A 15,262-nucleotide genomic window follows, 5' to 3' on the forward strand; every position below is an offset into this window, starting at 1 on the left:
TTCAAGCTCAAGCCGAACCGAGCTTCTGCCATGTGTCGACCACCGAATCCGGGTTCAGCGAGATCGACGAGATGCCTTCCTTCGCCAGCCACTCGGCAAAATCCGGGTGATCGGACGGGCCCTGACCGCAGATGCCGACGTACTTGTTCATCGACAGCGCCGTGGAGATGGCGCGCTGCAGCATGAACTTGACCGCCGGATCGCGCTCATCGAAGTCCTTGGCCAGCAGCTCCATGCCGGAGTCGCGGTCCAGGCCGAGCGTGAGCTGCGTCAGGTCATTCGAACCGATCGAGAAACCGTCGAAGTACTGCAGGAACTGTTCGGCCAGGATCGCGTTGGACGGCACTTCGCACATCATGATCAGACGCAGGCCGTTCTCGCCGCGCTTCAGGCCGTACTTGGCCAGCAGCTCAACAACCTTCTCGGCCTGGCCGAGCGTACGCACGAACGGCACCATCACTTCGACGTTGGTCAGGCCCATCTCGTCGCGCACGCGCTTCATGGCGCGGCACTCCATCTCGAAGGCTTCGGCAAAGTCTTCAGCGATGTAACGCGAGGCGCCACGGAAGCCCAGCATCGGGTTTTCTTCGTCCGGCTCGTAGCGCGAACCGCCGATCAGCTTCTTGTACTCGTTGGACTTGAAGTCCGACAGGCGCACGATCACGGGCTTCGGATAGAACGCCGCTGCGATGGTGGCAATGCCCTCGGCCAGCTTGTCGACGTAGAACGCCCGCGGGCTGGCATGGCCACGGGCCACGCTTTCCACGGCCTTCTTCAGATCGCTGTCGACCTGCGGGTAGTCGAGGATCGCCTTCGGGTGAACGCCGATGTTGTTGTTGATGATGAATTCCAGACGGGCGAGGCCCACGCCGCCGTTCGGAATCTGGCAGAAATCGAACGCCAGTTGCGGGTTGCCGACGTTCATCATGATCTTGGTGCTGATCGTCGGCATTTCGCCGCGCTGGACTTCCGTGATTTCGGTTTCCAGCAGACCGTCGTAGATCTTGCCTTCGTCGCCTTCGGCGCACGAGACCGTCACGAGCGTGCCGTCCTTCAGCAGATCGGTCGCATCGCCGCAGCCGACCACCGCCGGCACACCCAGCTCACGCGCGATGATGGCCGCGTGGCAGGTACGACCGCCGCGGTTCGTGACGATGGCCGAGGCGCGCTTCATCACCGGTTCCCAGTTCGGGTCGGTCATGTCGGCAACCAGGACGTCACCCGGCTGCACACGTTCCATTTCAGCCGGATCGTTGATCACGCGCACCGGGCCCGTGCCGATCTTCTGGCCAATGGCGCGGCCGGTGGTCAGCACCGGCGCCGAGCCCTTCAGGCGGAAACGCTGCTCGACCTTGCCGTGCGCCTGGCTCTTCACCGTCTCAGGGCGGGCCTGGAGGATGTAGATCTTGCCGTCCTTGCCGTCCTTGCCCCACTCGATGTCCATCGGGCGGCCGTAGTGCTTTTCGATGATGACGGCGTACTTCGCCAGCTCTGCAACGTCGGCATCGTTGATGGAGTAGCGGTTGCGGAGTTCACCCGGCACGTCGACGGTCTTCACGCGGCCTTCTTCGCCCGGCGCGGTGAATTCCATCTTGATCAGCTTGGAGCCGATCGAGCGGCGGATGATCGGGTACTTGCCGGCGGCCAGCGTCGGTTTGAAGACGTAGAACTCGTCCGGGTTCACGGCGCCCTGCACCACCGTTTCGCCCAGGCCGTAGCTGGAGGTGATGAAAACGACATCCTGGAAGCCCGATTCGGTGTCGATGGTGAACATCACGCCCGAGGCGCCGCAGTCCGAGCGCACCATGCGCTGGATACCCGCCGACAGGGCGACCACGTCATGGGCGAAGCCCTTGTGCACGCGGTACGAAATCGCGCGGTCGTTGTACAGCGAGGCGAACACGTGCTTGATCTTGTCGAGCACGTCGTCGATGCCGAGCACGTTGAGATAGCTCTCTTGCTGGCCGGCAAACGAAGCGTCCGGCAGGTCTTCCGCCGTGGCCGAGGAGCGCACCGCGAACGATGCCTCGGCGCCTTCGCGGGCCGACACGCGAGCGTACGACTCGCGAATCTCCTTCTCCAGACGCGGCTGGAACGGCGCGGTGGCGACCCACTCGCGGATCTCCTTGCCGGCGACCGCCAGCGCCTTGACGTCGTCGACGTCGAGGCTGGCCAGACGCTGCGAGATGCGCTCCGTCAGGTTGTTGTGTGCAAGGAAATCGCGGAACGCCAGTGCCGTGGTGGCAAAACCGCCCGGAACGCGCACGCCGGCGCCGTCCAGCTGGGAGATCATCTCGCCCAGCGAAGCGTTTTTCCCGCCAACGACCTCGACATCGGTCATCCGCAATTGCTCGAACGGCAGCACATAGGCGCCGTCTTGCGACAGGTTAGTCATACAAGCCCCTAAACTAAGTGAAAAACCGGTCGGATCCGCACGGGGCTTTCTTCTTGTCGTCTGGCCGTACGAATCGCTTGGCTAAATCATCCGGAAGCCATGCCAGGATTGCCGCTGCGGCAGCGCCTGGCAGGCAATTGGCCCGAATTGCTTAGCTAAACGATCGCCGCTATTCTACCGTGCCGCAGCACGATTTCCTGCCGGCGTGCTGGAAAAACCCCTCGTTTTCGATGACCGACCTCGCCTCCGCATCTCCCAACCGGACACCTTTCCGGACCGTTTTCATCGTGTCGGATGGCACCGGGATCACCGCAGAAACCTTCAGCCACTCGATCCTGGCGCAGTTTGAGATGAAATTCCGCCAGGTGCGGATTCCGTTTGTCGACACGATCGACAAGGCGCATGTTGCGGTCGCCAAGATCAACGAGGCGTTTCACGTCGAAGGGGTGAGGCCGATCGTCTTCACCACGTTGGTGGATGCCGAGGCAAACGAGATCGTCCATCGGGCCAAGGCCACCATCCTGGACATGTTCCAGACCTTCATCGAGCCGCTCGAGAGGGAGCTGAACCTCAAGTCCACGCATGCCATTGGCCGGTTTCACCAGAATGCTGACACCGAGGCGTACAAGAACCGCATCGAAGCGATCAATTTTTCACTTGCCCACGATGACGGGCAGTCACACAAGAACCTGGCCGAGGCGGATGTGATTTTGGTGGGGGTATCGCGCAGCGGCAAGACGCCGACCAGCCTGTACCTGGCGATGCAATATGGCGTGAAATCGGCCAACTACCCGCTCATTCCGGATGATTTCGAGCGCGGCAAGCTGCCCACCGTGCTGTACGACTACAAGAGCAAGATTTTCGGGCTGTCGATCGACCCTCAGCGCCTGTCGGAAATCCGCAATGAACGTCGCCCAGGCAGCAAATACGCAGCACTGGAAAATTGCCGCTACGAGATCAACGAGGCCGAAGCGATGATGCGGCGCGAGGGCATCAAGTGGCTGTCGTCAACGCACAAGTCGATCGAGGAAATTGCCACGACGATCCTGCAGGACATCAAGATGGAGCACGGCAACTACTGAGCGTAGGACGCCAAAGCACAAGCAAAACGGCCGGCATTGCACCGGCGTTTTGCTTTTCTGTGCCGGTCAGGCGCGATCGCGCACCCAGTTGCCGCCGTGCGCCGCAGCTTGCGCGGCTGGCGATGTTTCCAGATAGGCCAGCGCCTGCTCGGTTGAGCCTTCATCATGCGGCGTATAGCTGCGCCGGAAATAGCGCAGCGCGGCCCCCAGCATCTTCCAGAACGAGGGCAGGCAGTTACGCCGCGAGCCATACCACCAGCCGCGGATAAAGCCGGGAAACCTGCCCGCGCCCGGATCGCGCTTGTGCATGAAGCGGAAGCCCGTCACCAGGAAATACAGCAGCAACAGGATCGTGGTCAGCATGTGGAAGCAGCGTTCGAGATACGTGCCGCCCATGTGCCGAAAGATGTCGAAGGCGACGGTGCGGTGCTCGACTTCCTCCGCGCCGTGCCAGCGCAACAGGTCCAGCATGACGGGATCGGCGCGGGCGGCGTCCAGCCCCTTTGCGTTGAGGACCCAGTTGCCCAGATAGCCGAAAAAGTGCTCGAGCGCGGCGATGATGCCGAGTTGCTGCCGCAGCCAGAAGCACGTGTGGCCGATCTTCAGACCGAGCGGCTGTTCGCCGAGCACCTTGGAGAACAGCCAGTCGAGCCGCTTGGTAAAAGGCTGGGTATCGATGCCGTGGTCTTTGTAGTAATGCGTCAGCACGCCGCCATGCGAGCGCGAATGGACGGCCTCCTGGCGCAGAAAGCCCTCGGCGTCGGCGCGCAGCTTCGCGTCGGTAATCAGCGGCAGCGCCTTGTTGTAGACGCGGCAAAACCATAACTCGCCAGCGGGAAACAACAGATTCAGGATGTTGATGATGTGCGTGCTGGACGGATCGCCGGGAATCCACTGGATAGGCGTGTCCTTCCAGTCGAAACGGACGTGGCGTGCCTTGATGAAATAATCGGGCGCGGTCATGGTGGTCTCCGGATGTTCATGTCGGCGCGGGTTCAATGCCCGGCCATGCTCACGCGCGCGATCAGCCGGCTGAGCCATTGCGCGTAGCGCGAGATGAAGCGTGACGAATGCGCCTCGATACCGATCGTGACGACGGGCTTGTTGTGCTGAATCGCAGTCAACATGGCTTTCGCGACGGTCTCGGGCTTGAGGCCCCGCAGTTGGTAGAGCTTCGTCGCGCGGGCGCGCAGTTGCGCCTGCTGTGCCTCGGTCGTGCCGGTGTAGACCGTGGAGGCCATGATTCCCGTCTCTGCAAAACCGGGGCAGATGGCCGACACGCCAATGCCTTGCCCGACCAGTTCGCCACGCATGCATTCGGACAACATCAGCACCGCGGCCTTCGTCGTCGCATAGGCGGCAAGATCGCGCGATGGCGCAAAGGCCGCTGCCGATGCGGTGTTCAGGATGTGCCCGCCCTGCCCGCGCGCCACCATCTGCTTGGCGAACAGGCGCGCACCGTGGATCACGCCCCACACGTTCACGTGCAGGATGCGTTGCCAATCGCGCTCGGACGTGTCGACAATGCCGCCCGCCATACCGATGCCCGCGTTGTTGACGGCGATGTCGGCGCCGCCTAACTCCTTGCCGACCCAATCGACCAGCGCTTCCATCTGCTCGGCGTTGCCGACGTCCACGGTACGCGCCCACGCCTTGCCTCCGGTGAGGCGGACGAGCTTGGCGGTGCGCTCTGCGTCTTCAGCACGAATGTCGACGGCGACAATGGCTGCGCCTTGCTCCGCGAATTCCAGCGCCGCGCAACGACCGATGCCGCTGCCGGCCCCGGTGATGACAGCGAGCTTGCCGGACAGCGGTTTGCGCTCGCCATGCTGACGCGCGCGTTGCAGCGCTTCGGATTCCGGCTTGCCCTCGGCGTGCTCGATCAGCTCGCGCGCCATCTCGGCCATGCGTGCGGCATGCGTGACCGGCAGCCAGTGCCGAGCCACAACCTCGCGGCGCCAATACTGCGGTACCCAGCGCGAGAGGTCTTCGGACAACGCGGGGCTGACGTACTTGTCCAGCATCGGCACGATCACCTGCACCGGCGCATGTGCGACACGCTTGCGCGGCGTGAACAGGCTGCGGATGAAGTTGGCGCGATACAGCGACACACCACGCACGCCATCGGCCGTCTGCGTGGGGCGCGGCTCGATGACGGTCTTCTCGACACGACGCAGCACGCGCGGCCACGCCCGCCCCAGCCACAGGCGCCAGCTCAGTTCCGGCACGATCGGCAAATGGAACAGCAGCACGTACCACGATCGCACGAGCTGGCCCAGCATCTTGCCCAGCGACGACGGCGTCGGGCGCAGCAGTCGCGCGCGCATCCAGTGCCCGACGTGGTCCAGGCACGGCCCCGAGCACGACGTGTATGACGCAATGCGGCCGCGCAGGCGCGCCTCTGTCACGAATTCCCACGACTGGATCGAACCCCAGTCATGCGCGATCAGGTGCACGGGCTTGCCGGGGCTCAGCGCTTCGATCACGGCGATGAAGTCATCGGTCAACCGCGCGAAGGTGTAATTGCGCATCCCGCTGGGCGAACTCGACCGGCCTGCACCCCGCACGTCGTAGGCAACGACGTAGTAGTCGCGCGCGAGCAGCGGTGCCATCTCGTGCCAGACCTCGCTGTTGTCGGGATAGCCGTGCACCAGCACGACGGTCGGATGCGCCGGGTTGCCCCACGTCTTGACGGCGAGCGCGACGCTGCCGGACTGCACCATCCGCTCCGAATAGTCGTTAGGCGAAACCGCTGCGGTCGATTCGAACAACGCCAACGGGGCCTCTTCAAGAAGCATTTTCATCTGGGCCTCCGCGTACGTCAGGCAGCGCGCTGCTGCGCGAGTTGACGCTGCTGCCAGCGGCGCACGTGCGGCAGATCGTCGTCGAGCCAGTAGGCGTCGTCTTCGGTGATGACGAGCAGTTCCTCGAACTTGGCGCCCACGCCATGGAAGCCGAGGTGCGGCTCGACGGCCCACAGGCCCGGCACCGGCGCGTGTTCGGATCGACGATCGATCGACCACAGCGGCGACCACCCTTCCTGCTTGCCGCTGCGCACCTGGTCGAGGATCAGGTTGCGCGTGGCGTTCAGCCCGAAGCGCGCAACGAAACGCGGCTTCGATGGGCTGTCGAGCTTGGCCACGCGATGCGCCAGCACTTTGAACGGATACGCCTTGTGACGCGGCTCCACGCCCTGCCTCATGCAAAGCTGGTCCACCGCACGGGCCACGTCGGCCATCGACCGACGCTCGCGGATCAAGCGCACGATCAACTCACGATGCGCCATCAAGTCGTCCTGCAGCTGCTCGAGGATGGCGTTTTCGCCGAGACACGTGGCATAGCCGACATCGGCGATCACGCCATTGCGCACGGGCGCCACGTCGAGGATGACGGGCATGTTCTCTTCCAACCGCCGCGACGACGGAAAGAACGCCAGGTTGAAGCCGGCCATATGCGTCAGGCCCGACAAGCCCTGGAACGCGGTGCGGTCGCCAAACCACGCGAACGGCTTGTGCAGCCAATCATGGACGCCACGATCGCCAAGCCATTCGGTGAGCAGCTTGGCCGCGTCCTTCTCGGTCATGCCGGGGCGCAGCATGTCGCCGACGGCTTCGACGCACGCGTAAGCGAGCTGCTGGATTTCGCGAAACTGGGCGAGTTCGTCGACATGGACGCGCGCCAGGGTGGGGTTCGGCATGCCGGTCTCCTTGAGTCTGGGTATCGAGGGCGCTCGATGGCACCGCGCTCAATGTTCCATTACTCAATGTCAAAGTCAATGCGGGACTTTTCTGGCGTTTGAAAACGCCGTAGGACCGGTAACCGACAGAAAAAAGAGAGCGTTAGGCCGCGCGGCGTTGTCGCACGGCCTCAAACAGGCAGATTGCTGCTGCGGCAGCCACATTGAGCGATTCCATGCCGCCCGGCTGCGGAATCGTCACAGGCGTCGTCACCGCAGAAAGCCACTCCTCCGACACCCCCGCCCCCTCGTTTCCGAACACCCAACCGACGGGTGCCTTGAGCGGCACATCAAACACCGCCTGCTTTGCGTGCGAGGACGTTGCCAGCAGCGGCACCTGAAGGCGCGAATGCACGCTCTCGAACGTGCAGTGTTCAACGATGTTGAGGTGGAAATGCGCGCCCATGGCGGCGCGCAATGTCTTGGCCGACCACGCGAACGCACAACCCGGCGTCATGAACACATCGCGCACGCCCGCAGCGGCCGCACACCGCAAGATGGAACCGACGTTGCCGGCATCCTGAATGCCATCGAGAATCACGCAGTCTGTCTCAATGGTTTGCGGCAGCTTGCCCTCCGGCGTCTCAACCAGTGCAATCAGATCGACGCCATTGACGACGGTGGTAAGTTGGCCAAACAGGTTGTCCGCGAGCAGGATGACGGTGTCCGGATCGACGCGATCGAGCACCGCCGCCACTTCCGGGTGCCGGATATGGCGCTCCGAAACCAGGCATTGCGCCGGCATATGGCCCGCATCCAGATACGCCACGACGAGATGCACGCCATCGAGCACGGATTGCCCCGCGCGCCGACGATGCTGCGTCGAGCCCGAAAGCGCCTTGAGATGCTTGAACACCGCGTTGTCGCGGGAAGTGATGTGCTTCACGAATGGGCCCAGCGGAAAAAGGTCAGTCGTCCCAGGCGCTGCCTGCAGCGGTGGTTTCGATGCTGATCGCGCTCATCCCCTCCAGCGCACGACGCACGGGCGCGAACGAGCGGCGATGATGCGGCGTCACGCCATGCAGGTCGATCGCGGCCAGATGTTGCGGCGTGCCATAGCCGGCATGGACGTCAAAGCCGTAGAGCGGAAACTCAATATGCAGCGCGGCCAACTGGCGATCGCGCGTCACCTTCGCCAAGATGGAGGCTGCTGAAATGGCCGGCACCAGCGCATCGCCCTTGACGATGGCCTCCACCGCAAACGCCACCTGCGGACAGCGATTGCCGTCCACCTGCACGAGATCGGGCAGCGTGCCCAGCGCGGCCACGCCGTGTACCGCACGCTGCATGGCGAGCATGGTCGCGTGCAGGATGTTGATGCGATCAATTTCTTCGACGGTGGCTTCCGCCACGTGCCAGGCGAGCGCCTTTTCGACGATCTCGTCGTACAGAGCCTCGCGCTTCTTGGCAGTCAGGATTTTGGAGTCGGCCAAGCCCTTGATCGGCTTGCGCGGATTGAGAACAACCGCTGCAGCCGTCACCGGCCCGGCCAAGGGCCCGCGGCCAGCCTCATCCACGCCGCAGAGGATGCGACGCGCACGCTTGGCCGCCGGCTCTTGCGAGAGCAGCAAGCCAAGCTGATCGGGATTCGGTTTGCGGGAAGCCATGGGCTCAAAGCTTACCGCGACTGCGCAGCAGATCGACCACGACTTTTGCGCCGATCTCGGCCATGTTCTGTTTGAGCGTCAGATGCATCTGCGTGAAGTGTTCGCGCAGGAACGTGGCGTTGCCATGGTCGCTCAGTTGCAGCAGCGTTTCGCGCGCGAGGGCCTCGGGCGTCGCGTCATCCTGCAGCAGCTCCGGCACGACAAAGCGGCCGGACAGGATGTTCGGCAGCCCGACATACGGCAGATAGCCTTTGCGCTTCATGATCTGCGCGGTCAACCAGGGCACCTTGTAGGTGATGACCATCGGCTTCTTGTACAACGCCGCTTCGAGCGTGGCCGTGCCGCTGGCCAGCAGGATGACGTCAGCCGCTTCCATGGCTGCGTGCGACTGGCCATCGACGACCCACAGATGCAGGCCCGGGTGCTCCGCGCGCATGGTGTCGATACGCTCGCGCAGCGTCGCATTGGCTGCCGGTAACACAAAAGCCAGATCCGGCTCGACCGCCTGCATGCGCGACATCGCCGCAAACAGCGTCGGCCCGAGATGCTTCACTTCGGAATTGCGACTACCCGGCAGCACCGCAACGACCTTGCGACCCAACGGCAGCCCCAGGCGCGTGCGAGCGCCCTCCACGTCCGGCACCAGCGGAATCTCGTCCGCCAGCGGATGCCCGACGTACGTGGCCGGAATGCCCGCCTTGGCGTAAATCTCGGGCTCGAACGGGAACAGACAGAGGATATGGTCGACGGCGCGGGCGATCGTCTTGATACGGCCGGCTCGCCACGCCCAGATCGACGGGCTCACGAAATGCACCACCGGCACACCCGCCTGCCGCATGGCGATCTCGACGTTGAAATTGAAGTCGGGCGCGTCCACGCCGATGAACGCCAGCGGGGGCGCAGTCAGCAGGTTCTGCTTGAGTTCCTTGCGGATCGCGAGAATCTCGCGCAGCTGGCCGAGCACTTCCACGTAGCCGTTGACCGACAGCTTGTGCATCGGCCAGTTCGACTGGAAACCCTGCTCCATCATGCGTGCACCGCCGATGCCGTTGTAGGCGATGTCGGCAGGCAAGTGTGCGTGCAATCCCTTCAGCAGCAGCGAGGCCAGCAGATCGCCGGAAGCCTCGCCGGCCACCATGCCGATGCGGCGCACCGGCGTGGCGTTCTGTGGCTGCTCGCTCAACGCACGATGCCGCGCTTGGTGGCGGCGATGAAATCGGCAAACGCGGTCAACACCTCACGGGTCGGGGCGTCATCCGCCTGAGCGATCTGCGCGGCGATTTCCGCCTTGGCCTGATCAAAGCTCAGATCGCTCTTGTAGAGCAGCTTGTACGCCTGGCGCAGCGCGGTGATCTGCTCGGCCGTAAAGCCGCGGCGGCGCAGGCCTTCCACGTTGATGCCGTGCGGTGCAGCCTTGTTGCCGCCCTTGTCGCTGGCGGCGATCACGAACGGCGGCACATCCTGCACCAGCGCCGATGCGCCACCCAGCATGGCATGTGCGCCGATGCGCACGAACTGGTGCACGCCCGACATACCGCCGAGGATCGCCCAGTCGCCCACTTCCACGTGGCCCGCGATCTGCGCGTTGCTCGAGAACACCGTGTGGTTACCCACGCGGCAATCGTGCGCGATATGCACGTAGGCCATGATCCAGTTGTCGTCGCCGATGGACGTGATGCCGGCATCCTGCGCCGTGCCGGTATGGATCGTGGTGAATTCACGGATCGTATTGCGATCGCCGACGATCAGCTGCGTCGGCTCATCACGATACTTCATGTCCTGCGGGCGGCCACCCACCGATGCGAAGTGCCCGATGCTGTTGTCACGGCCCAGCGTCGTGTAGCCCTCCACCACCGTGTGGTGGCCAACGCGCGTGCCCGCGCCCATGCGCACGTTCGGGCCCACGACCGTGAACGCACCGATCTCGACGCTCGAATCCAGTTCGGCCTTCGGATCGATCTGCGCGGTCGGGTGGATCTTCTGTGCTTGCGTCATGCCTCGCCCTTGGACTTGTCTTCGCGCACGGCACACATGATCTCGGCTTCCACGGCGACTTCGCCGTCAACCTTGCCGTACACCTTGAACTTCCACATACCGCTCTTCGAGCGCAGCAGCTCAGCTGTCATCACAAGCTGGTCGCCCGGGATCACCTGCCGCTTGAAGCGCGCACCATCGATGCTCACGAACAGGTAGAGCTGGTTTTCCTTGCGCTCGTGGTCTGCCTCGCCGAAGGTCAGCAGCGCAGCGGTTTGCGCCAGCGCCTCAAGCATCAACACGCCCGGCATGACCGGGTGGCCGGGGAAGTGCCCGTTGAAGAACGGCTCGTTGAACGTCACGTTCTTGATAGCCGTAATCGACTTGCGCGGCTCCAGCGCGATCACGCGGTCCACCAGCAGCATCGGGTAGCGATGCGGCAGCAGGTCGAGAATCTTCTTGATGTTGAAATCGCAGACGACGCTGGGGTTGGCGCTCGTCGCATTCGTTGCTTCGGTCATGATTGTTGCTGCAGGTCTTTGACCCGCTGTTCGAGTTGTTGCAACCGTTCGCGCATGCGCGTCAGGCCTCGGACGATGGCCGCGTTACGCTCCCAGTCGCCGTGCGGCATGAACGGGAAAACGCTGGTGAAATGGCCACCGGGCTTGGTGATGGATTTGGTAATGGATGTGCCGCCCGAGACGGTCACGCGATCAGCGATGGTCAGGTGGCCGGCAAAATTGGCCGCGCCGCCGATGATGCAGTAGCGCCCGATCTTCGTGCTGCCGGAAATGGCAGCGCAGCCGGCGATCACGGTATAGGCGCCCACGTGCACGTTGTGCGCAATCTGCACCTGGTTGTCGATTTTGCAGCCTTGCTCGACGACCGTATCGGCCATCGCGCCGCGGTCGATGGCGGTGTTCGCGCCGATTTCCACGTCGTCGCCAATCACGGCTCGGCCAACCTGCGGAATCTTCACCCATTCGCCACCCTGCGGACCGAAGTCCGGGGCAAAGCCAAACCCATCCGCGCCGATCACGACGCCGCTATGCACAATGCAGCGCGCGCCGACCACGCAGCCGTGGTAAATCGAAACGTTCGCGTAGATCAACGTGTCGTCGCCAATACGCGCGCCGGCGCCAACGAAACTGTTGCCCGCGATGCGCACCCGCTCGCCGAGCACTGCACCGGCTTCGATGGTGACGTTCGGACCGATGGAGCACGACGCCGGCACCGTGGCGCCCTCTTCCACGCTGGCACTGCGGTGGATGCCCGGCACAACGGGGCGCGCCGCCAGCGCAACAAAGCGCTGGGCGACACGAGCAAACGCAGCATACGGATTGGCCGCAATCAGCCAGTTCCGGCCAGCAGCGTGGCCCTGACTTTCGAGCGTTTCCAGATCGCGGGGCGACACGATAATCGCGCCCGCGCCGGAACTCACAGCTTGATTGAGGTACAGCGGATTGGAGAGAAAAGCGAGCTGATCGGCGCCCGCTTGATCGAGCGGCGCGATCGACTTGACGATCAGGCCTGCGTCACCCTGGACGGTCGCGCCAAGCGACGCAGCAAGTTCACCAAGCGAAAACGACATGCGAACAACCTCATTTGGCCGATTGCGAATTCAGCGCCTTCAGCACCTCGTCCGTAATGTCGATGCGCGGGTTCACGTACACGGCTTCCTGCACGATCAGGTCGTATTTACGCTGCTCTGCGATCGAGCGGATCACGCGATTGGCGCGCTCAAGCACCTGGGCCAGCTCTTCATTGCGGCGCTGGTTCAGGTCTTCACGGAATTCGCGCTGCTTGCGCTGGAAGTCACGATCCAGGTCCGACAGTTCACGCTGACGGCGGGTGCGATCGGAATCGGCCAGCACGGCAGAATCCTTGTCCAGCTTGTCCGACATGCCCTTCAGTTTGGCGGCCATGTCCTGCAGTTCGCGGTCGCGCTTGGCGAACTCCGTTTCCAGCTTTGCCTGGGCGGCCTTGGCCGGTTGCGAGTCGCGCAGAATACGCTCGGAATTGACGGCGGCGATGCGCGCTTCCTGCGCCGTGGCCGGCAGCGCGAAGCTGGCTGCGGCAAGTGCGGCGAAAGCAGCGGACACGCCCATGCGGGACAACGTGATGCGCGTGGATTTCATGATGAATGCAGTCATTAGAATGCAGTCCCGATCTGGAACTGGAAGCGTTGCGTTTGATCTTCGGTCTTGCGCTTGATCGGGAAGCCCATGCTGATCTTCAGCGGGCCGATCGGCGACAGCCACGACAGACCGAAACCAGTCGAGTAGCGCATGTCGCCCAGCTTGTACGGCTGACCTTCGGCGAACACGTTACCGTAGTCGAAGAACGTGAACAGGCGAACCGTGCGGTCCACGCCAGAACCGGGCAGCGGGAAGATGAATTCCACGTTGCCGACGAACTTGCTGGCGCCACCGATGGCCACGCCGTTGGCGTCGCGCGGGCCCAGCGTGCTGGTTTCGTAACCGCGCACCGAGCCGATACCGCCCGCGTAGTAGTTCTTGAAGACCGGGAAGTCCTTGCCGCCGTAACCGTGGCCGTAACCGATTTCGTTGTTGAACGCCATCGTGAACGACTTCGACAGCGGGTAGAAGTACTGGTGCTGGTAGTACGCACGGAAGTACTGCAGATCGCCGCCCGGGATACCGAATTCCAGGTTCGCCTGCTGATAACGGCCGCGCGTCGGCACCAATGCGCTGTCACGCTGATCCTTCGACCACCCGATGGTGATCGGGAAGTTGTTGGTGATACGGCCGTTCTTCGCGACGTAATTCTGGTAAGCCAGCGGCGTGTTGGTCGTCACATCGATGGTCGTGCGCTCGTAGCCGATGCCGAAGAAGACGGTATCGGTTTCGGAGAACGGCACGCCAAACTTGACGTTGCCGCCTTGTTGCACAACGCGGTAGTCCTGGTCACCCGTGTAGTACAGCGGGCGGTACGTGCGGTAGTACAGCTCGGTCGAACGGCTGATGCCATCCACCGTGAAGTACGGATCGAACTGCGTCACCGCAATCGTGCGGTTCGACTTGGACGTGTTCACATCCAGGCCGAGGCTTGTACCGGAGCCGAACACGTTGTCCTGACGGATACCCGCCGACAGCACCAGCTTGTCAGTCGACGAGAAGCCCACGCCCAGGTTGATCTGGCCCGTCGGCTTTTCGGTCACGTTGACGTTCACATCGACCTGGTCAGTCGTGCCGGGCACGTCTTCCGTCGTGATGTTGGCATCGGTGAAGTAACCGGTGCGGTTCACGCGATTCTGCGACAGCTGCAGTTTCTCGCCATCGAACCACGACGCTTCCATCTGGCGCATTTCACGGCGCACGACTTCGTCGCGGGTCTTGCTGTTGCCGACCACGTTCACGCGACGCACATAGACACGGCGGCCCGGATCAACAACCAGCGTGAGCGCAACCGTGCGGTCCGACTGGTTGATCTGCGGCTGCGGATTGATGGTGGCGAAAGCGTAGCCGTACGTGCCGAGCAGGTCGGTAATCGACTTGGTCGTCGACGACAGCTTGGCCGACGAGAAGACATCGCCCTGCTTGAGCTTGATGAGCTTCTCCATCTCGGCCTGCTTGCCGAGCAGCTCACCGGTCAGCTTGATGTCCGACACCTTGTACTGCTCGCCCTCGTGGATGTTCAGCGTCAGGTAGATGTCCTTCTTGTCCGGCGTGATCGACACCTGGGTCGACTCGATGGCGAATTCCAGGTAGCCGCGATCCAGATAGAACGAGCGCAGCGCTTCGAGGTCGGCCGTGAGTTTCTGCTTCGAGTACAGATCGTTCTTGGTGTACCAAGACAGCCAGTTCGGCGTGGACAGCTGCATCTCGTCGCGCAGGTCACCTTCCTTGAAGGCCTTGTTGCCGACGATATTGATCTGGCGAATCTTGGCAGTCGGACCTTCGTCCACCGTGAAGGTGATCGACACGCGGTTGGCGTCGACCGGCGTAACAGTGGTCGTCACCTCGGCCGCGTAGTAGCCGCGCGAAACGTACTGGCGCTTGATTTCCTGCTCGGCGCGGTCGATGAGGGACTTGTCGTAGTAACGGGCCTCCGCCACACCCACGCCGCGCAGCGTGCGACGCAGCGCTTCCTTGTCGAATTCCTTGAAGCCGATGAATTCGAGTTGCGAGATCGCCGGCCGTTCTTCCACGCGCACCACCAGCACGTTGCCTTCGGAGCGTATCTGCACGTCCTTGAAGAAGCCGGTGTTATAGAGCGCGCGAATCGATTCGGCGCCCTTCTCGTCGGTGAAGGTCTCACCCACCTTCACGGGCAGATAGCCGAACACGGTGCCCGGCTCGACGCGCTGCACCCCCTCCACGCGAATGTCCTTGACGACGAACGGCTCCACTGCATGAGCCTGACCGGCAGTGACGGTCAGCACGGAAGCCGCCAGCACGCTGAGCGGGAAGCGATGTTGTCTGATCAATCTAATCCCCTAGTTGGA

13 protein-coding genes are annotated in these 15,262 nt (G+C 63.1%); 1 reads left to right on the forward strand and 12 read right to left on the reverse strand.

The features are described from left to right. Positions 1–7 precede the first annotated feature (7 nt). A complete protein-coding gene (ppsA, locus tag FUT88_RS22010; RefSeq protein WP_147218373.1) occupies positions 8–2,395 on the reverse strand; it encodes a phosphoenolpyruvate synthase in 2,388 nt (795 codons plus the stop codon). A 230-nt stretch (positions 2,396–2,625) separates the two neighbouring features. Between ppsA and FUT88_RS22015 the strand changes: the two genes are divergently transcribed. Continuing rightward, positions 2,626–3,477: a pyruvate, water dikinase regulatory protein gene (locus FUT88_RS22015; protein ID WP_147218375.1), complete on the forward strand. Its 852-nt coding sequence runs from the start codon at positions 2,626–2,628 to the stop codon at positions 3,475–3,477. A gap of 66 nt (positions 3,478–3,543) precedes the next feature. Here FUT88_RS22015 and FUT88_RS22020 read toward each other — a convergent pair whose 3' ends face one another. The 11 genes from FUT88_RS22020 to bamA form a co-directional block, all read right to left on the reverse strand. Further along, the gene (locus FUT88_RS22020; RefSeq protein ID WP_147218377.1) at positions 3,544–4,440 is read right to left on the reverse strand and encodes a metal-dependent hydrolase; all 897 of its coding nucleotides are present in this window, start codon (positions 4,438–4,440) and stop codon (positions 3,544–3,546) included. Positions 4,441–4,472: 32 nt separating this feature from the next. Further along, complete coding sequence (locus FUT88_RS22025; protein ID WP_147218378.1) at positions 4,473–6,281, reverse strand: SDR family oxidoreductase; 1,809 nt, start codon at positions 6,279–6,281, stop codon at positions 4,473–4,475. Positions 6,282–6,298: 17 nt separating this feature from the next. Further along, on the reverse strand, positions 6,299–7,174 hold the full coding sequence (locus FUT88_RS22030; RefSeq protein WP_147218380.1) for a M24 family metallopeptidase: 876 nt from the start codon (positions 7,172–7,174) through the stop codon (positions 6,299–6,301). Between the two features lie 142 nt (positions 7,175–7,316). Further along, positions 7,317–8,099, reverse strand: a complete 783-nt coding sequence (locus tag FUT88_RS22035; RefSeq protein ID WP_147218382.1) for a TrmH family RNA methyltransferase — start codon at positions 8,097–8,099, stop codon at positions 7,317–7,319. Between the two features lie 22 nt (positions 8,100–8,121). Further along, entirely contained in the window at positions 8,122–8,820 is a 699-nt protein-coding gene (gene rnhB / locus FUT88_RS22040) for a ribonuclease HII (RefSeq protein ID WP_024975783.1), read from the reverse strand. Between the two features lie 4 nt (positions 8,821–8,824). Beyond that, the gene (lpxB, locus tag FUT88_RS22045; RefSeq protein WP_410003896.1) at positions 8,825–9,958 is read right to left on the reverse strand and encodes a lipid-A-disaccharide synthase; all 1,134 of its coding nucleotides are present in this window, start codon (positions 9,956–9,958) and stop codon (positions 8,825–8,827) included. 41 nt (positions 9,959–9,999) lie between these two features. Next, positions 10,000–10,815 (reverse strand): acyl-ACP--UDP-N-acetylglucosamine O-acyltransferase, encoded by an 816-nt coding sequence (lpxA, locus tag FUT88_RS22050; protein ID WP_027677464.1) that lies wholly within the window; start codon positions 10,813–10,815, stop codon positions 10,000–10,002. Further along, complete coding sequence (gene fabZ, locus FUT88_RS22055) at positions 10,812–11,315, reverse strand: 3-hydroxyacyl-ACP dehydratase FabZ (protein ID WP_147218386.1); 504 nt, start codon at positions 11,313–11,315, stop codon at positions 10,812–10,814. Before fabZ ends, lpxA begins: the two co-directional genes overlap by 4 nt. Continuing rightward, positions 11,312–12,385 carry a UDP-3-O-(3-hydroxymyristoyl)glucosamine N-acyltransferase gene (lpxD, locus tag FUT88_RS22060; protein ID WP_147218388.1) on the reverse strand — a complete coding sequence of 358 codons (1,074 nt, stop codon included), beginning with the start codon at positions 12,383–12,385 and terminating at the stop codon, positions 11,312–11,314. The genes fabZ and lpxD overlap by 4 nt, the downstream gene beginning before the upstream one ends. A gap of 10 nt (positions 12,386–12,395) precedes the next feature. Next, positions 12,396–12,947 (reverse strand): OmpH family outer membrane protein, encoded by a 552-nt coding sequence (locus tag FUT88_RS22065; protein ID WP_124381025.1) that lies wholly within the window; start codon positions 12,945–12,947, stop codon positions 12,396–12,398. Next, positions 12,947–15,244: an outer membrane protein assembly factor BamA gene (bamA, locus tag FUT88_RS22070; protein WP_027677467.1), complete on the reverse strand. Its 2,298-nt coding sequence runs from the start codon at positions 15,242–15,244 to the stop codon at positions 12,947–12,949. The genes FUT88_RS22065 and bamA overlap by 1 nt, the downstream gene beginning before the upstream one ends. Positions 15,245–15,262: the final 18 nt, after the last annotated feature.

Origin of the sequence: Ralstonia sp. TCR112 (genome assembly GCF_007997035.1) — a bacterium.
In the GTDB taxonomy this organism is placed as follows: domain Bacteria; phylum Pseudomonadota; class Gammaproteobacteria; order Burkholderiales; family Burkholderiaceae; genus Ralstonia; species Ralstonia edaphi.

Bases quoted from the DNA above. Each gene is read 5' to 3' on its own strand.
- ppsA (WP_147218373.1), bottom strand. From the start codon at position 2,395: ATGACTAACCTGTCGCAAGACGGCGCCTATGTGCTGCCGTTCGAGCAA.
- FUT88_RS22065 (WP_124381025.1), bottom strand. From the start codon at position 12,947: ATGACTGCATTCATCATGAAATCCACGCGCATCACGTTGTCCCGCATG.
- lpxD (WP_147218388.1), bottom strand. From the start codon at position 12,385: ATGTCGTTTTCGCTTGGTGAACTTGCTGCGTCGCTTGGCGCGACCGTC.
- FUT88_RS22030 (WP_147218380.1), bottom strand. From the start codon at position 7,174: ATGCCGAACCCCACCCTGGCGCGCGTCCATGTCGACGAACTCGCCCAG.
- lpxA (WP_027677464.1), bottom strand. From the start codon at position 10,815: ATGACGCAAGCACAGAAGATCCACCCGACCGCGCAGATCGATCCGAAG.
- FUT88_RS22025 (WP_147218378.1), bottom strand. From the start codon at position 6,281: ATGAAAATGCTTCTTGAAGAGGCCCCGTTGGCGTTGTTCGAATCGACC.
- FUT88_RS22020 (WP_147218377.1), bottom strand. From the start codon at position 4,440: ATGACCGCGCCCGATTATTTCATCAAGGCACGCCACGTCCGTTTCGAC.
- FUT88_RS22015 (WP_147218375.1), top strand. From the start codon at position 2,626: ATGACCGACCTCGCCTCCGCATCTCCCAACCGGACACCTTTCCGGACC.
- rnhB (WP_024975783.1), bottom strand. From the start codon at position 8,820: ATGGCTTCCCGCAAACCGAATCCCGATCAGCTTGGCTTGCTGCTCTCG.
- fabZ (WP_147218386.1), bottom strand. From the start codon at position 11,315: ATGACCGAAGCAACGAATGCGACGAGCGCCAACCCCAGCGTCGTCTGC.
- lpxB (WP_410003896.1), bottom strand. From the start codon at position 9,958: ATGGTGGCCGGCGAGGCTTCCGGCGATCTGCTGGCCTCGCTGCTGCTG.